The organism is Georgenia sp. Marseille-Q6866 (assembly GCF_965111665.1).
The window spans coordinates 84686-104486 of sequence record NZ_CBCOOR010000003.1; the positions used below are offsets into that span (position 1 = coordinate 84686).

Here is a 19801-nt window from a genome sequence, read left to right on the forward strand (position 1 = left end):
CAGCGGCCGGGGAACGGCCGCCGGCCGCGGCGCGGGTGCGGGCGCCTGGGCGGCCTCCGCCTCGATCGTGCCGCCGGGCTCGGCCGTGGCCGGCTCGGCGGGAGCGGCGGTCTGCTCTGCCGGAGCCGCAGCCTGGGCCGGAGCACGAACAGACCTGGCCAGAGAACCCGCCCTTCTGAAAGACGAGTCCGGCGCCCGACACCCGCAGGTGTCGAGCGCCGGACCACAGCGAGAATCAAGGCGTCACACGACGAAGGCGGAGACCCTCCCGCGCAGCTCGTCGGCCATGCGGGCCAGCTCGTCGGTGGCGCTCTGCATCTGCGCGAGGACGGTGCTGGACGTGGCCGTCACCGTGGCGACGCCGGAGATGTTCGCCGCGATCTCCCCGGAGCCGGCAGCGGCCTCGTGCACGCCGCGCGTCATCTCCTGCGTCGTCGCCGTCTGCTGCTCGACGGCCGAGGCGATGGTGAGCTGGTAGTCGTTGATCGACCGGACGGTCTTGGCGATCTCCTCGATCGCCGCGACCGCGGCCACGGTCCGCGTCTGGTTGTCACCGATGCGAGTGGTGATGTCCTCGGCGGCCCGCGCGGACTCCTGGGCCAGCTCCTTGACCTCCCCGGCGACGACGGCGAAGCCCTTGCCTGCCTCACCGGCCCGCGCGGCCTCGATGGTCGCGTTGAGGGCGAGCAGGTTGGTCTGCTCGGCGATCGAGGTGATGACCTTGACGACCTCGGAGATCTCTCGCGAGCTCTCGCCGAGGCTGTTGACGGTGGTGGCGGTCGCGTCCGCCGTCGTAACGGCGCGGGCGGCGACGCCGGCGGCCTCCCCCGCACTCTTCGCGATCTCCTGGATGGAGGCGCTCATCTGCTCGGCACCGGACGCGACGGTCTGGACGCTGTGGGAGATCTGCTGGGCGGCATCGGAGACCGCGCTGGCCTGGCTCGAGGCCTGCTCCGAGCCGGCGGCCACCTGGGTGTTGGACGCGGAGAGCTCCTCGGCAGCGGCGGCGACCGTCTGGGCCGACTCGACCACGCTGGTGAGGGCCTCGCGCAGGGCGACCCGGGCTAGCGAGGACGAGTGCGCCATCTGCCCGAGCTCGTCGCGGTCCTCGACGTGCGCGTCGACGGTCATGTCCCCGGCGGCCATGGCCTCGAGGGAGCCGCGCACGGCGTGCAACCCGCGGCGGATGCGGCGGGTCACGGCGACGGCGATGGCCACGGAGATCGCGGCGGCGACGACGAAGCCGATGCTCAGCACGAGGAGCGCTCTGCTGATCTCCGCCCCGGCGTCGGTCGCGATCGCCTCGACGCGGTTCTGGATCTGGCCGTCGGCGAGGACGAGCGCCCGTCCGGCGTTGTCCGGGTCACCGGCCGGGGAGGCGTTGAGCGCGCTCTCCAGCCCGACGACGTCGCCCGCCTCGACCAGCGGCATGAGAGTGGCGTCGCGGTAGGTGAGCCAACCCTCCCAGCGCGTGGTGAAGTCGGCCCACTGCTGGGTCTCCGACTCGGGGTACTGGGAGACGGCGTCGATGAGACCGTCGACGGTGCGGTCGTTCCACGCCTGGGAGGTGAGGAGCTGCTCGCGGCGCGACTCGTCCGTGGCGGCGACCGCGCGACGAACGAGCAGGTGGCTCTGGGACTGCGCGGCGCGCAGCTCGGCCATGGATCCCTGGAGGTCCTCGGTGAGGAGGCGCACGTCCTCGAGGTGGTCACCGGCGCGCAGCAGCGCGACGGCGCCCGCCCCGCCGACGATGCCGAACAGGCCGCCCATGATGACGAGGGCGGTGGCGATCTTGAAGCCGACCGGGCGGTCCCAGAACCACGCGTTCCGGCGGCGTCGGGGTGCGTCAGGGGTCTCGGTGCTGGTGCGGCGGCTCATGCCAGGTCTCCCGCCTCGTAGTAACCGCTCTCGATGAGCAGGTGCTGGTAGTTGTCCTGCGTGACGAGCTGAGGGGTCAGCAGGTAGGCGGGCACGACGAGCCGGCCGTTGTCGTAGGTGCTCACGTCGTTGGTCTCGGGCTCCAGGTCGTTGAGGATCTGGTGCACAGCCGAGACGGCGACCTCCGCGAGCTGCCGCGTGTCTTTGAAGATCGTCGTGTACTGCTCGCCGTCAGCGACGGACTTCGCGGAGGCGAGGTCGGCGTCCTGGCCGGGCACGACCGGGAGGTCCCGCCCGCCCGCGTCGAGTCCGGCACCGGAGAAGACGCCGAGAAGAGCCTGCGCGATGCCGTCGTTGGGCGAGAGAACGCCGTGGAGCTGCTGGTCGGCGTCGTAACTCTGGATGAGCGCGGTCATCCGTGCGGCCGCGGCCTCTCCGTCCCACGCAGGCGTGGCGACGACGTCGAACTCGGTCTCCCCGGAAACGACCTCCACGACGCCGGAGTCGAGGTACGGCTGCAGGACGCTCATGGCGCCGGCGTAGAAAACCGTGGCGTTGTTGTCGTCGGGCGAGCCGGCGAAGATCTCGATGAAGAAGGGACCCCTCGCGCCGGTGTCGCGGCCGGTCTCGTCGAGCACACCGATGCCCTGGAGCAGCGAGGTGGCCTGCTGGATGCCGACGCGCTCGTTGTCGAAGGTGGCGTAGTAGTCGATGTCGGGGCTGTCGAGGATGAGCCGGTCGTAGGCGACGACGGGGACGTCGGCCGCGCCAGCCTCGGCCAGCACCGCTGTCAGCGACGACGCGTCGACCGCGCCGATGACGAGCGCGTCTGCGCCGTCCTCGATCATCTGGCGGATCTGGTCCGCCTGGAGCTGGGGATCGTCGTCTGCGTACTCGACCATGACGTGGTGCCCGAGGGCCTCGAGCTGTGCGGTGACGTTTGCGCCGTCCTTGGCCCAGCGCTCAAGCTGCTGCGTGGGCATTGCGACGCCGACGCGGGCGACTTCGTCGCCGTCACTCACCGCCTCCAAGTCTCCGTTGGCGCAGCCGGCGAGGCCGACAGCGATCATCAAGGCACCGAGCCCAACAGTCCGAGCTGTTCGTCGTACAGGAGTCATGCGACCGCACCATCCGTGGCTGAATCGACCGGCGCGTCCAACGCCGGGCCCCGGGTGAGGGGCGTCACTCAGGGCGATCGGTGCCCTCCCTATGGAGATGAGCCGCTACGCCTGTGACATTCACCACGTGGCCAACCGGACCTCGCGCAAATTTAGACGTTGGACGCCACGATCCCTGCCTAGATCGCGAAACCCGACAGGAGCAGGAAGCCACCACGCGGCGACGACCTCCTCCTCTGAAACCCAGATAGGGGCTGAGCCGCCACAGCGAGACGACCGGCAGATGCCGATGCTAGCGACGACGCTAGGCCGATCACCTGCCTGCCGAGCCGGAACTAGGCATTCCCGTCCGTGGCACCTTCCCGACTCTTGGATTCTGCAACATCTACGCGCCACGACGAACACAGCTATCCCTGTCGACCAGCCCAAAGCTTAGGCACGCCCTCGCCTACCAAGAGTGGCGAGGAGTAGTCCACCACCACAGCTAACATCAGGCTCGAATACCGAATGCCCATAGCGCGCAACAGCGTGGCGCTTCTACGGGACGTCTCCTTCGGTCGGCGTGCCCCCTCCCGCCTCTACCAACGGGACGGGCACAAGGTCGCTATCCAGGCCAAGACTGCCGATTAGATTCGCCGCCGCCCTGGTCAGCGCGCCCAACTGCACAGACGTCGGCGAAATGACAATTCCACCCGAGAAATCGATGGTTGCAGCTACACGATCCGCGTCCCCCTCCTCGTCGGCCGGCCCAGGCAAGAGCACATCGACAGTTTCGACGAAGTAGTCATCAGCGACGGTCTCTACCACAGCTTCAACGTCACGATTAATGCTACCCTGCTGCTGCGACGCTATTCGTAATGTCCGTTCAACACCTGCGAGACTTACCGCATGGACGCTGAAGTCAGTCAAGCGTGGTTCGAGGCTGGACCATCTGGGCATCCTGCCTCCTGGCCGCGCTTGCAATTTGTACCCTGTATCGCTCACCCGGACCTCATGCTCGCCCACGGCAAAGCCCAGCCTGCCGCCGCGGAATTCCCAATGCGGAACAACGACCTCCTCATCGTCACCACCGCTCTGGACGTTGAGGCCAAGATAACTACGCTTGGCGGTCCAACGAGAAAGGTTAGCCTGGACGAAGCGCGTCAAATCGTAGCCTTCAAGAAGGTCGGCAATTCGCTCAAGCTGACTAAACTCAACTAGGGCGCCTAGATGAGACCAGAAACTCTCATCTTCAGGGGCGTCGGGAAGCGATAGCACCCAAGGCAGAAGTGCACGCAATTCTTCAGTGCCCATCGCACCGGAAAAGACCTCGGGCGCTGCGACCAATTCCGCCTTTTGATCACGCGACGCCAGAGCCCAATCAACGAACGCGGCCGTCCGCTCCATCCGGAGAACTGCATCTTCGAGAAACGTTTCACGAATCAGGCCGCTCACGCCAGCCTCATCTGGGTGCGCGGCTGACTGGACCAGGTTCTCAGCAACACGCTCGTCGACGAGCCCTCGAGCGCCGCGTAGGAAGTTCGAGCGGACAACGACACTTAGCGGCGTCTCATCTCGCTCGGCACCGCGCGTTATTTCGTCTACAGCCACCACATCGGTGAGCAGGGTAGTCTTCGATCGGCCAGCCGCTTTCTGCACGTCTGCGGGCGCCATCTCGAACCCGGACTCGGTTACACTCTGCTCGGGATCGATGGCCATGAACACCGGGTCGCCCGTGCTGATGTTGGCCGTGTCGTTTGCAGCCACAACAGAGGCATAACTCGAACGCAGGTAGTAGTCGCGCACGGTCACAGAACCGCGAACACGAGGCCACGTGAGCTTGAAATCCGGTATGGCACTGTGGTTGAAGTAGTGCGTGTCCTCAATCGACGCTTCTGGCTCAAGCTCCTCGAGGCGCGCACGGAAGGCGGCCTTGACGTGATAGATATAGTCCTCACGAACGTGATTCGCCCGAATCTCACGGAGAGTCTGCGAAAGTTCAGTCACAGCGTCTTCACCTTCCTATTGAGAACGGGACGGATCTGTTCGAGCTCGGTCCTTGTCAGAGCGAGGGCTTCTTGTTTCGGATTAAAAACGAGAACCGTAATGCGACTGGCAACGTCATGCACCAGAGCGTCATCCACGGCATGCCCGTCGAGATACTCGGGGTTCTCCTCTAACGCCATCTTGACATGGTCATAAGTTTCAAACTTCGACCAGTTCTCGAGATTGAAAGGGTGGAACGTCACCCAATAGTAGTGCGCCCGCCTGCACGAGCTGAACTTGTCAACCTCCTTCGCGTCTGCAGCATATGCGATCGCGAGAAACTTCTTGAACTCCTTATATTGGCCCCCCGCACTTGCATAGCGCTTGCTCTCTACAACAACCGGGGGCTTCTTGTCGCGAATCAGGTAACCAACGAGATCGAACTGCTTCATACCGCCGAATGTCTCGACCATGCAGTCGATCTTATTGTTATAGGCGTCGAAGGGCAGTTCTATGTACGTGGTCGCCTCTAGCCATCGCTTGAGCGTGGCCGCACCTTCGCGACCGATCTCCTGAACTTCTTCGGCTGGCATGCGGTGAAGTCTAGCGTTCCAGCTACACGTTGGCGGCAGATCAGGGCCGCGTACGGCCGGTGTCCTTAAGGGGTGAAGGTGCGTTCCTCGAGCGAGCCAAGTCTCTGCGAGCAAACTCCGGGCCACGACTGCGAGATCGGGCTCTCCATACCGATCGCGCTTGGCGCATCAACCACCGACATCCAGCGGAGCTCGGAGTGGCGCCCGGGCCGGGACTGAGCGATCGCGGCGAGGTCGCGTCCGAGAAGGCGACGCAGAGCGGCACGCCCCGCTCCTTGACCACCGACGCGCGCCAGGCGCGCAGCTTAGTCGGCTGGACCTGCGGGTCGTCGTCCGCTTACTGAAGAGTCACGTCGTGGTCAAGCTCCTCGAGTTGAGCGCCAAGTTTCGTGCCGTCGACCACCCATCGCTGGTGCTCCTGGGTCGTCATCCCGACACCGACACGTGCCATCTCGGCGTCGTTGCTTCCTTCAGCTTCGCTGCCCGCGCCCATACAACGGGCGAGGCCGACGGCGACCACGAGAGGACTGAGACCCACAGTCCAGGCTGTTCGTACACGAGTCGTGCGACCGCACCATCCGTGGTTGAACCAACCGGCGCGTCCAGCGACGTGCCTTTGGTGGCGGTCGTCACTCAGGACGATCGGTGCGAGGAATGGGCCGATGACATGAGCCCGCATGGCCTCGCCACACGCGCTCGTCCGGATGGATGCACTGACTGCGTTCACTCGGCCGGCCGTGTGACGTGGCTTCGCCTGCACCACGTCGATCGGCTCACTCCCCGTCACGGTCACCGCGGCTCGTGACTGGGATCTATGTCGACGTTGCCTCCACGCGGTAGTACGCGTCCCAAACGGTCCGCAGCGAGATCGTCACCGCACCGGGGTCGCTGCAGAGGTGTGACGCCGTGTGATCCGGCGACGGCACCCCCGGCTCCGGCCTCGTCAGCGGCGCAAAGCTGTCCCGAAGTCCCACGCGAAGAAGAGGCCGAGTGTGAGGCGACCGTCAACATCGAGGTCCGAGAACTGGCGCATTGCGAACGGGATCCCCGCCGCATCGGTCATCACAGGCCAAGCGAGCGATTCCACACTCGTCAGGGCGTCGCTGAGCTGCCCATAGGCGAGCACCCCAAGGGCAACATCCACGGCCGCACCATCCCACGCCCCTCGGCGGCTCGGAAACTTAAGACGGTCCGCCATGGCGGGCGTCGGTCCACTCTCTGCGCTTAGCGACGCGATGCCGAGGGCGCCCAGCAGCTTCGCAGGTCGATCGATGAGGCCCGACAAGCTTAGAATCCCAGATTCTACGCGTTTGTCCGCTCCGCAACATCGCTGTGTCCACTAGCCTTTGTGATGTGTTGTTGCGACCAGAGAGGGCACCATGGGGCCGAAAATTTCGTGGAGGACGCTAGCGACGACGTCAGCATGCGTCAACTTGGCACTGCTGGTGGCGCTCGCAGTCACGGTGGCTTCGGGGCATGCGGACTTCCTGTCAACACTGGCACTGGCGCTCGCCGTCATTGCATTCGTAGTGCAGATCATTGTCTTTATCGCCCAAACCAGCTTCTCCGCCGGGCAACTTCTCAGGGCCGAGGAAGTGCACGGCAGCACTATGCGCGCTCTTGCTGCGATCGAAGAAAAGACTGAAGGCACGCGGCAAACCATCAATACCATGAACGACCACATGCTTGCCGCCTTTGTGGAAAAGTCAACTCCTCCAAGCCCAACACACTCCAAACATTCTGTGAACACCGATGTCGGTCGTCGCGTAGCCGATCTGATCGCAGGAACACCTGCGGTAGAGCCTCGCACTGCGGCGACCGCCAGGACTCGCACTTCGGGGACCACCAAGAAGAGGACGGCGAGCGCTGGACTACCGCTGCCCGATGGGGAGCGAATGAGAAACGCGTCGGAGGCTTTGGCGTCCCTCTCCGGACAGGAGGTCACCGACCTCGAATGGCTAGCGGAGGACTACTTGCGATTCGGGCACCACCCTCCCGACGCAAGGGTTGGCCACGGCGTCTCCGAGGGTACCGTCGCAAGGGGGCTCTACGAGAAGGGCCTTGCCAAGAAGGTGCGCGCAACTTGGGGTTCAAACCCGATTGTTTGGGTCCTCACGGACTTGGGCAGGGACGCCGGAGCGATCCTTGTCGCGCCCATTGTTCCCAATGATCTGCCAGAAGGCGCACGCGCGGCACGAAAGGCCTTGGCGGACGAAAAGGAGGCGCTCGAAGAGATTTTGGAGAGTGCACGAGAAACAGACGCTGATATCCCAATTGAGGAGTGACGCGGCGCATCGCGACAAAAGGACCCGAGACGTATTGAGCGTACGGGCCCAACTCGTTAGTTCCGCCCTGCACTTTCTCGTCTGCGGCAACACTCTGTCAGTCACCGGCTCGGGGTTGGCAGCGCGACTGCGAGCGCTGGCCGATCGCGGTTCCTTGTCTTCCGCCAGAGATTTCGCGGTGCGCTTCGTAGCGGCGACCATAGTCGGGGGCGCCGCCGAGCGAGTGGGAGCGCGTAGGGCCTCGATCGCCACGCAACTCGTGCATTCAGCCGCCCAGCGGGTCAGCACCGCGATCCTCCGGGTCTCGTCGGCACGAACGCGCTGTTATATGTTCCGCTCCAACATTGTGCCGCCGACAGGCCGCGAACACTTCGCCACAGTAACGGCTCGCGGCCGCCGTGATGGGCGGCGGGTGCGGGCCTGAGGACGCTTAGGCTTCCGCGACCAGCCCGAGCACCGCCTCCCCGTAGCGCTCGAGCTTCGCCGCCCCGACTCCGGAGATCCCACTGAGCTCGGAGCGGTTCTCCGGGCGAGACTGGGCGATCGCGGCGAGCGTCGCGTCGGGGAAGACGACGTAGGCGGGCACGCCCTGCTCCTTGGCCGTTGTTGCCCGCCAGGTACGCAGCTGCTGGAACAACGCCTGCTGCGGCTCGTCGAGGTCCAGCGGCGCCTTCGCGGCGCCGGAGCGGGACTTCCGCGCCGTCCGCACGCGTTCCGGCTCCCGGCGCAGGCGCACCTCGCGCTCCCCGCGCAGCACCTCCCCCGCCGTCTCGGTGAGGGCCAGCACCCCGTACTCCCCCTGCACCTGCAGGAGCCCCTGAGCCAGCAGCTGGCGCACCACGCCGCGCCACTCGGCGTCGCCCAGCTCGGTGCCGATGCCGAAGGTCGAGAGCTCGGTGTGGCGCATCTTGACCACCCGCTCGTTCTCCCGGCCCAGCAGGATGTCCACGAGGTGCCCGGCGCCGAACTGCTGCCCGCGCTCGCGCTGCAGCCGCACGATCGTCGACATGAGCTTCTGCGCCGGCACGGTGCCGTCGAAGTCCTCCGGCGGGTTGAGGCAGGTGTCGCAGTTCCCGCAGGGCTCGCTGTCCTGACCGAAGTACCGCAGCAGCTGCTGGCGCCGGCACTGGACCGTCTCGCACAGCGCGAGCATCGCGTCCAGGTGCAGGGTCTGCGCGCGCTTGCGCTGCGCGTCCCCCTCGCCGTCGGCGATCATCCGCCGCTGCTGGACCACGTCCTGCAGCCCGTAGGCGAGCCACGCCGTCGACGGCAGCCCGTCACGTCCCGCACGGCCGGTCTCCTGGTAGTACCCCTCGATGCTCTTGGGCAGGTCCAGGTGCGCGACGAACCGCACGTCCGGCTTGTCGATGCCCATCCCGAACGCGATCGTCGCGACCATGACGACGCCGTCCTCCCGCAGGAACCGCGCCTGGTTGCGCCCGCGCAGCTCCGCGGGCAGGCCCGCGTGGTACGGCAGTGCCGTGACGCCCTGGGTGGCCAGCCACTCCGCCGTCTTCTCCACCGACGCCCGCGAGAGGCAGTAGACGATCCCCGCGTCGCCGTCGTGCTCGTCCTTGATGAGCCGCAGCAGCTGCTTGCGCGCCTCCTGCTTGGGCGCGATGCGGTACTGGATGTTGGGCCGGTCGAAGCTCGAGACGAAGACGCGTGCGCCGTCGAGCCGGAGGTTGCGCACGATCTCCTCGCGCGTCTCCGCCGTCGCCGTCGCCGTGAGCGCGATCCGCGGCACGTCGGGCCAACGCTCGTGGAGGATCGTCAGGCCGAGGTAGTCGGGCCGGAAGTCGTGGCCCCACTGCGCCACGCAGTGCGCCTCGTCGATCGCGAAGAGCGCGATGCGCGCGCGGTCGAGGAGGTCGGCGGCCACCGGCAGGCGCTCGGGGGCGAGGTAGAGGAGGTCGAGCTCCCCGCCGAGCAGCCGGCGCTCGACGTCGCGGCGCTCGTCGATGCTCTGCGTCGAGTTGAGGAACGCGGCCCGCACCCCGAGCTGCTCGAGCGCGTCGACCTGGTCGTGCATGAGCGCGATGAGCGGGCTGATGACCACGCCCGTCCCCTCCCGCACCAGCGCCGGGATCTGGTAGCACAGGCTCTTCCCGCCGCCGGTGGGCATGAGGACGAGCGCGTCGTCCCCGCGCGTCACCGTCTCGATGATCTCGGCCTGCTCACCGCGGAAGGCGTCGTAGCCCCACACGCTGGTCAGCGCCTCCAGCGGGGTGGACGACGACGCCGCAGCGGCCCGCGCCGTCGTCAGCGGTGCCGCGGTGGCGGCGTCCGTCGCGAAGGCGGCCGCCATCTCCGGGTCGTGGACGTCCCACTCGCTCATGGGGTCCGGCGGCGGCTCGTCCCAGTCGGGCTCCGGCCCGGTCCACATGTCACCCACCCCGCCAGGGTAGGTGGTCCGAGCGGGCGGCCGGGGCGGGGTGTGGGCGGAAGGGCTCAGCGGCTGGAGACGGTCGTGCGCGCCGAGCGGTGGTCCACCACCGCGCCGGCGAACACGGCGACCGCCGCGAAGCCGGACCAGTACGCGAGCTGCTCGGCCCGCTCGGGCGAGAACGCACAGGTCACGAGGGTCCCCACCGCGAGCAGCGGCACCAGCGCGGCCCACACCCGGTAGAAGGGGTTGGTGGTGAAGCGGGGGTGGTGGTAGCTCTCCGGGCTGAGGACGGCGTGGATCGCGACCGCCCCGAGGGCCAGGACGATGAGGACCGTGCCGATGGTGAAGGTGCCCTCGTCGAAGGTGGTGACCGCGCCGACGACCCCCATGACCGTAGCCAGCACGGCCGACGTGCCGAGCGCGATGCGATTCACCGATCCTCACCCCTTCCCCCGTCGCCGCCCCCGGCCGCAGGGTCCCCGCGGCGGGCGGCAACTCTGCTGACCCAAGCGGACCGTACGCCGCACACCCCGCGCAAGCTGGCGCGGAGAAACCGGTCGGGGGGCGGAGCCGCCTCTCCGTCCTCCGTCGTCCGCGAGGAGCAGACGTCCACCTTCCGCACGGTTTCGCGGCAGTGGGAAGGCCCGGGACGACGGCGTGACGTTGCGTCGCCCTTCTCGTTCACCGGGCCCCGTGGGAAGGGGCGCGGGACGATCGAGAAGGGCGACGCAAACGTGCGGCTGAGGCCGCGCCGGTCAGGACTGGCTGAGGATCTCCTGGACCTCCTCCGGCGTCCTGGCCCCACGCAGGCGGGCCACCTGGGGCTCGTCGAGGAAGACCTCGGCCACCCGGGAGAGCACCTGGAGGTGGTCGTCGCCCGCACCGGCGACGCCGATGACGAACTCCGTGTCCTTGCCGTCCCAGTCCAGCCCCCGCGGGTAGCGGACAAAGGAGATCGCCGTGCGGGCGATGAGCCCCTTGGCCTCGTTCGTGCCGTGCGGGATCGCCAGGCCGCTGCCCATGTGGGTGGAGACCGACTCCTCCCGCTCGTGCATCGCCTCGACGTAGGCCGCCGGCACCGCGCCGCTCGCCACGAGCAGCCCGCCCGCCTCGGAGATGGCCTCCGCCTTGGAGGACGCCCTCCCCTCGAGGACGACGGCCTCCACCGCGAGCAGCCCACCGCCCGGGGCACCGCCACCCGCGACCGACGACGGCACGTTACCTGCCGCTGGCAGGTGCCCCGACGGCGGCTGCGCGGTGGCCGGCACGGTCGGGCTCGGCGCCGGCTCGGTGGGCTGCGCACCCGCGGAGCGGCTCTCCCCCACCAGCGCGACGACCTCGTCGTAGCGCGGGCTGGCCATGAAGTCCTCGACCGACACGTGGAGCGCCGAGGGCGTGCGCTGGCGGGCCCGGTCGGTGAGGTCGCGGTGCGTGACGACGAGGTCGGCGTCGTCGTCACGGAGGCTCGAGATCGCCTTGTTGACCACCGTGACGTCCCCGTAGCCGGCGTCGCGGATCTTGCGGCGCAGCACCGAGGCGCCCATCGCCGAGGAACCCATCCCGGCGTCGCAGGCGAAGACGATCGAGCCGATCGGCCGCGTGGCCGTCGCGACGCCGCCGCGGCCGCCGCCCGTGAGCGCACCCGCCACGCTCGAGCTCTTGCCCTTCATCTCCTCCATGCGCCCCGTCGCACCGGTGAGGTCGCCGTCGTCGTCCTTGCCCGTCCGCAGCAGCACCGCGGCGATGAGGAAGGTGACGACGGCGGAGAGCACCACGGAGAGGATGACCCCGATGAGGCTCCCCACCGGGGACTGGATGAGCACGGCGATGATCGAGCCCGGTGCCGCGGGCGCCCGCAGCCCCGAGCCGAAAACGAGGTTGGTCGCCACGCCCGTCATGCCGCCGGCGATGACGGCGAGGATGAGGCGCGGCTTCATGAGCACGTAGGGGAAGTAGATCTCGTGGATGCCGCCGACGAAGTGGATGAGCGCGGCACCCGGCGCGGACGCCTTGGCCAGGCCCGTGCCGAAGACGGCGAAGGCGAGCAGCAGGCCCAGGCCCGGGCCGGGGTTGGCCTCGATGAGGAAGAGGATCGACTGCCCCTCCGCGTCGGCCTGCGTGGTGCCCAGCGGCGTGAAGATGCCGTGGTTGATCGCGTTGTTGAGGAAGAGGATCTTGGCCGGCTCGACGAGGATCGAGGTGAGCGGCAGCAGGCTGTTGTCGACGAGGAACCGCACGACGTTGCCCGCCGCGTTGGAGAAGGCCTCGACGAAGGGCCCGGCAGCCACGAAGCCGACGATCGCGAGGATCATGCCCCAGATGCCGGCGGAGAAGTTGTTGACGAGCATCTCGAAGCCCGGGCGGATCCTGTCCGCCCACAGGGCGTCGAGCTTCTTCATCGACCAGCCGCCGAGGGGCCCCATGACCATAGCGCCGAGGAACATCGGCACGCCCGCGCCGGTGATCGCACCCATGGTGGCGATCGCGCCGACGACGCCGCCGCGGATGTTGTCGTCGTAGAGCATCCGGCCACCGGTGTAGCCGATGAGCAGCGGCAGGAGGTAGGTGATCATCGGGCCGACGATCCCGCCGTTGCCGCCCTCCTCCGCGGAGCCGGCGCCCCAGCCGCCGAGGTGCTCGACCAGGCCGTAGCCGCCGGTGTAGCCGAAGACGTTCTCACCGATGAGCGTGATCCAGCCGACCTCGATGAACAGCGCGGTGATGAGCCCCCAGGCGATGAAGGCGGCGATGTTCGGCAGCACCATGTTGGACAGGGCGGTGCCGAGCTTCTGGACGGCGACCCGCAGGCCGCCTCGCTCCCGTCCCGCGCTGCCGCGGTCCGGTCGCACGTCAGTGGGTGCGGACATGTGTGCTCCTCCTCGAGAACGGTGATGCACCTCACGCATCGAGGACCAGTAAACACCCGTCCGGGCAGAAAGCCAAGCACTTCAACCTGTTCCCACATCCGAGTGTGTGGCTATGATGAGTGCACGGCGTCACACGGCGCCGGCTCGACCGATTGGGAGGACCGATGAAGGCCCTGCGTTTCTACGCCCCCGAGGACGTCCGTCTCGAGGACTACCCCGAGCCGGAGTGCGGCCCGGACGAGGTGAAGATCCGCGTCCGCAACTGCTCCACGTGCGGCACCGACGTCAAGATCTTCCACAACGGCCACCAGAACCTCAGCCCGCCGCGGACCATCGGCCACGAGATCGCCGGGGAGGTCGTCGAGGTGGGCGCGGACGTCGCGGGCCTCTACGGCACCGACTGGCAGGTCGGGGACCGGGTCCAGGTCATCGCCGCCGTGCCCTGCGGGGAGTGCCACGAGTGCCGCAAGGGCTGGATGGCCGTGTGCCAGAACCAGACCTCGATGGGCTACCAGTACGAGGGCGGCTTCGCCGAGTACATGGTCGTCCCGCGCCAGGTCCTCAAGGTCGACGGCCTCAACCGCATTCCGGACAACGTCGGCTTCGACGAGGCCTCCGCCGCGGAGCCCCTCGCCTGCGCGATCAACGCCCAGGAGCTGCTCGGGATCGAGGAGGGTGACGTCGTCGTCGTCTTCGGTGCCGGCCCCATCGGCTGCATGCACATCCGCGTCGCCCGCGGTGCCCACGGCGCCGGGCAGGTCTACCTCGTCGACGTCAACGCCGACCGCCTCGCCATGTCCGCCGCGGTCGCGAGGCCGGACGAGACGATCGACGGCTCCCAGGTGGACGTCGTCGAGCGCGTCATGGAGCTCACCGGCGGACGCGGCGCCGACGTCGTCATCACGGCGACGGCGGCGAAGGTCGCCCAGGAGCAGGCCGTGGCGATGGCCGCCCGCAACGGGCGCATCTCCTTCTTCGGCGGCCTGCCGAAGAACGACCCCGTCATCGCGCTGGACTCCAACGTCGTCCACTACCGCCAGCTCCACATCCACGGCGCCAACGGCTCGGCCCCCGAGCACAACCGCCGCGCCCTGGAGTACATCTCCACCGGGCAGGTGCCGGTCAAGGACCTCATCACCCACCACATCCCGCTCGAGGACGTGATGTCGGCCCTTGACCTCGTCCGCAGCGGCACCGCGATCAAGGTGACCGTCGAGCCCTGAGCCGCCGTAGCATCGAGCCGCCCACCAGCCGGCCGAGGAGGAACGTGTACGCGGAGGAGCGCCAGCAGGCGATCGCCCAGCTCGTCGTCACGCGCGGGCGGGTTTCGGTCACCGAGCTCGCCGAGGAGTTCGCGGTGACCACCGAGACGGTGCGCCGCGACCTCGGCGCGCTCGAGCGGCTGCGGCTGCTGCGGCGCGTCCACGGCGGGGCGGTCCCGGCCGCCTCCCTCTCGGCGATGGAGAGCCGCCTCGACGAGCGTGACGTCACCCACGCGCGGGAGAAGGAGCGCATCGCCGCCGCCGCGGTCCGCTTCCTCCCCGACGACGGCGGCACGGTCGCCGTCGACGCGGGCAGCACCACCGCTCGGCTCGCCGCGTTCTTCCCGCCCGACCGGCGGCTCACCGCCTTCACCCACGGCGTCCCGATCGCCGCGACGCTCGCCCCGCTGCCCGGCGTCGACCTCCATCTCCTGCCCGGGCGGGTGCGCCCGACGACGCAGGCGGCGGTCGGTGCGCTCACCGTTCAGGCACTGGAGCGGCTGCGCGTGGACGTCGTCTTCCTCGGGACGAACGGCGTCACCGAGGAGCACGGGCTGTCGACCCCCGACTCCGAGGAGGCGGAGGTCAAGCGGGCGCTGGTGCAGGCGGCGCGGCGCGTCGTCGTGCTCGCGGACTCGACCAAGCTGGGCCGGGAGGCGACGGTGAGCTTCGCCGCGCTCGACGACGTCGACGTCCTCGTCACCGATGCCGAGCCCACCGCCGTCCCGGCCCGCGCCTTCGCCGCCCGCGGCGTGGAGGTGGTCGTCGCATGATCCTCACCCTCACCGCCAACCCGAGCGTCGACCGGACCGTCACTCTCGCCGGCCCGCTGGAGCGCGGGGCGGTGCTGCGGGCCGTGTCGATGACCTCGCAGGCCGGCGGCAAGGGCGTCAACATCTCCCGGGCCGCCGTCGCCGCCGGCATCCCGACCGTGGCCGTGCTCCCCGCCGACGGCGCGGACCCCTTCGTCACCGAGCTGCGGGCCGCGGGGGTCGACTGCCGTCCCCAGCCGCCCGCCGGGGACGTGCGCGTCAACCTCACCCTCACCGAGCCGGACGGCACGACGACGAAGATCAACAGCGCCGGTGCCGCCGTCGACGGCGCTCACCTCGACCAGCTCGCCGACGCCGTCGTCGCGCTCGCCGCGGAGGCGACGTGGGTCGTGCTCGCCGGCTCGCTGCCGCCCGGGGCACCTGCGTACTGGTACGCGCGGCTCGTCACGTGGCTGCGCGGGACGGCCGCGCGGGTGGCCGTCGACACGAGCGAGGCGGCGCTCCTCGCGCTCACGGCCGCGCTCCCGGGTGCCGCGCCGGACCTCATGAAGCCGAACGGCGAGGAGCTCGCCACGATCGTCGGCGCCGACCCGCTCGCGCTCGAGGGCGACCCGGCCGAGGCGGCGCGTGCTGCGCGGGTGCTCGTCGGCCGCGGGGTGGGGGCCGTGCTCGTCACGCTCGGCGCCGCCGGTGGCGTCCTCGTCACCGCCGACGGCGCGTGGCACGCCCCGGCCCCGCCCACCACCGTGGTCAGCACCGTGGGTGCGGGTGACTCCAGCCTCTTCGGCTACCTCCTCGCCACCGAGCGCGGCGCCGCACCGGACGACGCGCTGCGCTGGGCCGTCGCCTACGGCAGTGCCGCGGCGGGGCTCCCGGGGACGGGGATCCCGCGGCCCGCGGACGTCGGCGCGGGCGCGGTCAGCGCGGTGGCGCTCGTACCGGGCGCCGCGGCCCCCAGCGCCTGAGAGGGCGGGCCACCGGCTACTGGCTACCGGCTACCGGCTACCGGCTACCGGCCAGCGCAACGGCCACCGGCCAGCGCAAACGGCGACCGGCCACCGGCCAGCGGCCAGCGGCCAGCGGCCAGTGGCCGGTGGCCAGGAGACCGTGTGGCATTCGCGCCCTCAGGGAGGCCGAAAGCCACACGATCGCGGAGCGGCCGGCGCAGACCTCAGGACGACTGGCCGCGCAGCTCCGCGGCGATGCGCGCCCGGACCTCCTGGTCGCGCATGCCCGGGCCGACGTCGGCGTCGTCGCTGCCCGACTCGGCCGCACGTGCCGGGTCGATGAGCCGACGCACACCCGCGCGCAGGAGCCGCGCGTCCACCGCGCCGGTTCCACTGAGCAGGAGCAGCCCCGCGCCCTGGTCCAGCGCCGCGCTCAGCGCGCCGAGCTCCTCCACCGACATGGGGTCGTCCTCGACGCGCTGCTGCCGGACCACCTCGGTGTAGGCGTCGAGCAGCCGCTGCATCCGGGCGGCCATCTCCGCGCGGAGCGCCTCGTCGCGGGCTGCCACGGCGATGAACTCGAGGGTGGCGAGCGCGAAGCCGGTCATCGCGGCCGTGAGGTCCTCCTCGCTCACGCCGTCGGGCACCGCCTGCGGGAGGTCCTCGACCCGCTCGAAGGGGTCCCACGCCTCCGCGAGCGCCGCCTCCATGTTGGTGTCCTGCACGGCGAGGAAGAGCGCGGCCTTGTTCTCGAAGTTCGAGTACACCGCCCCCTTGGAGAAGCCGGCCTCCCGCGCGATGACCTCGAGGTTGGCGCGGTGGTAGCCGTCGCGGGAGAAGACCGCGCGCGCCGCGAAGATCAGCGCCTCCCGGGTCTGGCGCTGCCTGTCGCGGCGCGAGAGCGGGTCGGGCAGCTGGGGCATGTCCGCGATCCTACGATGCCGCGGCCATTGACGTACCGGCAGTATCGGAATACCGTCAGTATCTCCATACCGACAGTATCCGAAAGGCTCTCTGATGAGCGAGGACGTGCTCCACGTCGAGGGGCTCACCCGGCGCTTCGGCACCGTCGTGGCCAACGACGACATCTCCCTGCGCGTGCGGCCCGGCGAGGTCGTCGGGCTGCTGGGCCACAACGGGGCGGGCAAGACGACGCTCGTCTCCCAGGTGGTCGGGCTCCTGCGGCCCGACGCCGGGCGCATCACCGTCGGGGACGTCGACGCGGTGACCGACCCGGCCGCCGCCCGCCGGCACACCGCCCTGCAGCCGCAGGCACAGGCGCCGATCGACGGGCTCACGCCGCGCACCGCGATCGAGATCGCCGGCCGTCTGCGCGGCCTGTCCACGCGTGCCGCACGCGCGGCCGCCGAGCACCTCGCGGCCGAGCTCGACATCGGCCCGTGGCTCGACCGCCGTGCGCTGCCCGACGGCCGCGGCCTGTCCGGCGGGATCCGGCGGCTCACCGCCTTCGCGATGACCGTCGTCGTACCGACACCCCTGCTCGTCCTGGACGAGCCGACCAACGACATCGACGCCTCCCGCCGCCGCCTCCTGTGGGAGGCGGTCCGCCGGCGCGGTGACGAGGGCTGCGGCGTCCTCCTCGTCACCCACAACGTCACCGAGGCCGAGCGGATCGTCGACGAGCTCGTCGTCCTCGACCGCGGGCGCGTCGTCGCCGCGGGCTCCCCCGGCCGGCTGCGCGGCACCCAGGACACCGACCTGCGCCTCGAGCTGCTCCTGCCACCCGGTGGCGCGGCCCCGGACGCCACCGACGCCCCCGTCACCGTCCACCGCACCGTCCACGTGGGCCGGCGCGTGCTCCTCACCGTCCCGGCCGCCCAGGCCGCGACCGCCGTCGCCTGGGCCACCACCCTGCGCGAGCGGTCCCGCATCGAGGGCTACGCCCTCGCCCCCGCCACCCTCGAGGACGCCTACCTCGCCCTCACCGCGGCCGACGCCGCCCCGTCCGGACAGGAGCCGGCCCATGTCTGAGACCCTCACCCGCCCCGCGCCCGTCCAGGTAAGCCTGTGGACGACGTACACGACACTGCTCCGCTGGCAGGTGGCGCAGATCGGGCCGCTGCTGCCGCTCGTCGTCGTCATCCAGGCGCTTCTCGCCGCCGGCATCATCATCGGCTTCGGGTTCCTCATCCCCGACATCGACCCGGGGACGGCGCTGTTCCTGTCCACCGGCGCACCGACCGTGCTGCTCCTGACGATCGGCTTCGTCATCGTGCCGCAGGGGGTGGCGCGCGCCCGCACCGACGGCACCTTCGCCTACATGCGCTCCCTCCCGCTAGCCCGGCCGCTGCTCCTCGCCGCGGACCTCACCGTGTGGCTGCTCATCGCGCTGCCGAGCGTCGCCGTCGGCGTCCTCGTCGCCCAGCTGCGCTACGACCTCGAGCTCTCCTTCGACTGGCCCGTCCTCGTGGCCGCCGCGCTGCTCGTCACCCTCATGGCGACGGCGGTGGGCTACGCGATCGCCGTCAGCCTCCAGCCGATGCTCGCCCAGCTCGTCACCCAGGTGCTCGTCTTCTTCGTCCTCCTCTTCTCGCCCATCACCTTCCCGGCGAGCCAGCTGCCGGCGTGGTTCCAGACGGTGCACGACGTGCTGCCCGCCCGTCCCGGCGCGGACCTGCTCCGCGCAGGGCTGGCCTCGGACGTCTTCGCCGCGAGCGGGCGCGACCTGCTCGTGCTCGTCGTGTGGTGCGTGCTCGGCGTCGCGGTCACGCTGCGGGCACTGGTGCGCCGGGAGTAGGTCAGCGGACGGCCGCGGCCACGGCCTCCTCGGCGGTGGTGTGCCGGAAGGTGAAGCCGTCGGCCTGCAGCCGGACCGGGAGGATGCGCTGGTCCGGCAGCAGCATCTCGTCGGCGGGCTCCCCGAGGACGAGCCGCAGCAGCCAGGCCGGCAGCCGGAAGAGGTGGGGGCGGTGCATCTCCCTGGCCAGTGCCCGGGTGATGTCCGCGGAGGTCGCGGCCGTCGGTCCGGTGAGGTTCACCGGGCCGGACAGCTCGGAGCGGGCGAGCAGGTGGACGATCGCGCGGGCCTCGTCGGCGAGGGAGATCCAGGGCCACTGCTGACGGCCGGTGCCGATCGCCGCGCCCGCACCCAGGCGGGTGGCGAGCTGGAGGGGCGCGAGGGCACCGCCGTCGGCCATGACGAGACCGGTACGGATGTGCACGACGCGCGTGACGTCGTCGGCGCGGGCCGTGGCCGCCTCCCAGCGCAGGACGACGCCGGCGAGGAACCCGTCCCCCGGCCCGGACTCCTCGGTGAGGACGGTGCCCGGGCGGTCGCCGTAGAAGCCGGTGGCGGAGCCGCTCACCCACACCCGTGGCGGGTTCTCGGCCGCGGCGATGGCGCGGGCGACGGTGCGGGTCGCGGTGACCCGGCTCTCGTAGATCTCGCGGCGGTAGGAGCGCGTCCACGGCAGCCGGCCCAGCGGCGCCCCGGAGAGCGTGACGACGCCGTCGGCCCACTCGACCGCCTCGGCCGGCAGGCGCCCCTCCTCGGGGTGCCACTCGTACTCGCTCACCCCGCCCGGCTCGCGGCGCACGAGCGTGCGTACCTCGTGCCCGTCGGCGCGCAGCTCCTCCTGCAGTGCCGAGCCGATGAGTCCGGACGCGCCCGCGACGAGTATCCGCATGAGCCGACCGTAACCACGCCGGCCGCCGTCCGCCCGCTGACCGACGCGCACACCGGGCGATCCACATCCGCCCGGTG

16 protein-coding genes are annotated in these 19801 nt (G+C 69.9%); 6 read left to right on the forward strand and 10 right to left on the reverse strand.

Annotated features, from left to right (window positions below; genetic code table 11):
* Positions 1 to 243: 243 nt before the first annotated feature.
* The 5 genes from ACWPXV_RS03725 to ACWPXV_RS03745 all read right to left on the reverse strand — a co-directional run bounded on the left by ACWPXV_RS03725 (position 244) and on the right by ACWPXV_RS03745 (position 6698).
* A complete protein-coding gene (locus ACWPXV_RS03725; RefSeq protein WP_454083962.1) occupies positions 244 to 1878 on the reverse strand; it encodes a methyl-accepting chemotaxis protein in 1635 nt (544 codons plus the stop codon).
* Positions 1875 to 2861 (reverse strand): substrate-binding domain-containing protein, encoded by a 987-nt coding sequence (locus tag ACWPXV_RS03730; protein ID WP_454083963.1) that lies wholly within the window; start codon positions 2859 to 2861, stop codon positions 1875 to 1877. The genes ACWPXV_RS03725 and ACWPXV_RS03730 overlap by 4 nt, the downstream gene beginning before the upstream one ends.
* Positions 2862 to 3533: 672 nt before the next feature.
* The gene (locus tag ACWPXV_RS03735) at positions 3534 to 4982 is read right to left on the reverse strand and encodes a hypothetical protein (protein WP_454083964.1); all 1449 of its coding nucleotides are present in this window, start codon (positions 4980 to 4982) and stop codon (positions 3534 to 3536) included.
* Positions 4979 to 5554, reverse strand: a complete 576-nt coding sequence (locus ACWPXV_RS03740) for a hypothetical protein (RefSeq protein ID WP_454083965.1) — start codon at positions 5552 to 5554, stop codon at positions 4979 to 4981. The genes ACWPXV_RS03735 and ACWPXV_RS03740 overlap by 4 nt, the downstream gene beginning before the upstream one ends.
* A 943-nt stretch (positions 5555 to 6497) precedes the next feature.
* On the reverse strand, positions 6498 to 6698 hold the full coding sequence (locus ACWPXV_RS03745) for a hypothetical protein (RefSeq protein ID WP_454083966.1): 201 nt from the start codon (positions 6696 to 6698) through the stop codon (positions 6498 to 6500).
* A gap of 289 nt (positions 6699 to 6987) precedes the next feature.
* Between ACWPXV_RS03745 and ACWPXV_RS03750 the strand changes: the two genes are divergently transcribed.
* Positions 6988 to 7839 (forward strand): hypothetical protein, encoded by an 852-nt coding sequence (locus tag ACWPXV_RS03750; RefSeq protein ID WP_454083967.1) that lies wholly within the window; start codon positions 6988 to 6990, stop codon positions 7837 to 7839.
* A 430-nt stretch (positions 7840 to 8269) separates the two neighbouring features.
* On the opposite strand, the gene recQ is transcribed toward ACWPXV_RS03750, so the two are convergent.
* From recQ to ACWPXV_RS03765, 3 genes are all read right to left on the reverse strand, one after another.
* Positions 8270 to 10225 (reverse strand): DNA helicase RecQ, encoded by a 1956-nt coding sequence (recQ, locus tag ACWPXV_RS03755; protein ID WP_454084107.1) that lies wholly within the window; start codon positions 10223 to 10225, stop codon positions 8270 to 8272.
* Positions 10226 to 10290: 65 nt separating this feature from the next.
* Positions 10291 to 10662 (reverse strand): hypothetical protein, encoded by a 372-nt coding sequence (locus ACWPXV_RS03760; protein WP_454083968.1) that lies wholly within the window; start codon positions 10660 to 10662, stop codon positions 10291 to 10293.
* A gap of 321 nt (positions 10663 to 10983) precedes the next feature.
* On the reverse strand, positions 10984 to 13095 hold the full coding sequence (locus tag ACWPXV_RS03765) for a PTS mannitol transporter subunit IICBA (RefSeq protein WP_454083969.1): 2112 nt from the start codon (positions 13093 to 13095) through the stop codon (positions 10984 to 10986).
* Between the two features lie 164 nt (positions 13096 to 13259).
* Here ACWPXV_RS03765 and ACWPXV_RS03770 point away from each other — a divergent pair, with 164 nt between their 5' ends.
* Genes ACWPXV_RS03770 through ACWPXV_RS03780 form a run of 3 tightly spaced genes read left to right on the forward strand, consistent with a single transcriptional unit; the run spans position 13260 to position 16095 of the window.
* Entirely contained in the window at positions 13260 to 14318 is a 1059-nt protein-coding gene (locus ACWPXV_RS03770) for a zinc-dependent dehydrogenase (protein WP_454083970.1), read from the forward strand.
* A 44-nt stretch (positions 14319 to 14362) separates the two neighbouring features.
* Positions 14363 to 15130 carry a DeoR/GlpR family DNA-binding transcription regulator gene (locus ACWPXV_RS03775; RefSeq protein ID WP_454083971.1) on the forward strand — a complete coding sequence of 256 codons (768 nt, stop codon included), beginning with the start codon at positions 14363 to 14365 and terminating at the stop codon, positions 15128 to 15130.
* On the forward strand, positions 15127 to 16095 hold the full coding sequence (locus ACWPXV_RS03780; protein WP_454083972.1) for a 1-phosphofructokinase family hexose kinase: 969 nt from the start codon (positions 15127 to 15129) through the stop codon (positions 16093 to 16095). Before ACWPXV_RS03775 ends, ACWPXV_RS03780 begins: the two co-directional genes overlap by 4 nt.
* 206 nt (positions 16096 to 16301) lie before the next feature.
* Here ACWPXV_RS03780 and ACWPXV_RS03785 read toward each other — a convergent pair whose 3' ends face one another.
* Positions 16302 to 17000 (reverse strand): TetR/AcrR family transcriptional regulator, encoded by a 699-nt coding sequence (locus ACWPXV_RS03785; RefSeq protein WP_454083973.1) that lies wholly within the window; start codon positions 16998 to 17000, stop codon positions 16302 to 16304.
* A 94-nt stretch (positions 17001 to 17094) separates the two neighbouring features.
* Between ACWPXV_RS03785 and ACWPXV_RS03790 the strand changes: the two genes are divergently transcribed.
* Positions 17095 to 18069: an ABC transporter ATP-binding protein gene (locus ACWPXV_RS03790; protein WP_454083974.1), complete on the forward strand. Its 975-nt coding sequence runs from the start codon at positions 17095 to 17097 to the stop codon at positions 18067 to 18069.
* Positions 18062 to 18835, forward strand: a complete 774-nt coding sequence (locus tag ACWPXV_RS03795; RefSeq protein WP_454083975.1) for an ABC transporter permease — start codon at positions 18062 to 18064, stop codon at positions 18833 to 18835. The genes ACWPXV_RS03790 and ACWPXV_RS03795 overlap by 8 nt, the downstream gene beginning before the upstream one ends.
* Before the next feature lies 1 nt (position 18836).
* On the opposite strand, the gene ACWPXV_RS03800 is transcribed toward ACWPXV_RS03795, so the two are convergent.
* The gene (locus ACWPXV_RS03800; RefSeq protein ID WP_454083976.1) at positions 18837 to 19724 is read right to left on the reverse strand and encodes a TIGR01777 family oxidoreductase; all 888 of its coding nucleotides are present in this window, start codon (positions 19722 to 19724) and stop codon (positions 18837 to 18839) included.
* Positions 19725 to 19801 lie beyond the last annotated feature (77 nt).

Excerpts from the sequence above, each read along its gene's own strand:
- ACWPXV_RS03725 (WP_454083962.1), bottom strand. The coding sequence starts at position 1,878 with ATGAGCCGCCGCACCAGCACCGAGACCCCTGACGCACCCCGACGCCGC.
- ACWPXV_RS03730 (WP_454083963.1), bottom strand. The coding sequence starts at position 2,861 with ATGCCCACGCAGCAGCTTGAGCGCTGGGCCAAGGACGGCGCAAACGTC.
- ACWPXV_RS03740 (WP_454083965.1), bottom strand. The coding sequence starts at position 5,554 with ATGCCAGCCGAAGAAGTTCAGGAGATCGGTCGCGAAGGTGCGGCCACG.
- recQ (WP_454084107.1), bottom strand. The coding sequence starts at position 10,225 with ATGTGGACCGGGCCGGAGCCCGACTGGGACGAGCCGCCGCCGGACCCC.
- ACWPXV_RS03765 (WP_454083969.1), bottom strand. The coding sequence starts at position 13,095 with ATGTCCGCACCCACTGACGTGCGACCGGACCGCGGCAGCGCGGGACGG.
- ACWPXV_RS03770 (WP_454083970.1), top strand. The coding sequence starts at position 13,260 with ATGAAGGCCCTGCGTTTCTACGCCCCCGAGGACGTCCGTCTCGAGGAC.
- ACWPXV_RS03780 (WP_454083972.1), top strand. The coding sequence starts at position 15,127 with ATGATCCTCACCCTCACCGCCAACCCGAGCGTCGACCGGACCGTCACT.
- ACWPXV_RS03785 (WP_454083973.1), bottom strand. The coding sequence starts at position 17,000 with ATGCCCCAGCTGCCCGACCCGCTCTCGCGCCGCGACAGGCAGCGCCAG.
- ACWPXV_RS03790 (WP_454083974.1), top strand. The coding sequence starts at position 17,095 with ATGAGCGAGGACGTGCTCCACGTCGAGGGGCTCACCCGGCGCTTCGGC.
- ACWPXV_RS03795 (WP_454083975.1), top strand. The coding sequence starts at position 18,062 with ATGTCTGAGACCCTCACCCGCCCCGCGCCCGTCCAGGTAAGCCTGTGG.
- ACWPXV_RS03800 (WP_454083976.1), bottom strand. The coding sequence starts at position 19,724 with ATGCGGATACTCGTCGCGGGCGCGTCCGGACTCATCGGCTCGGCACTG.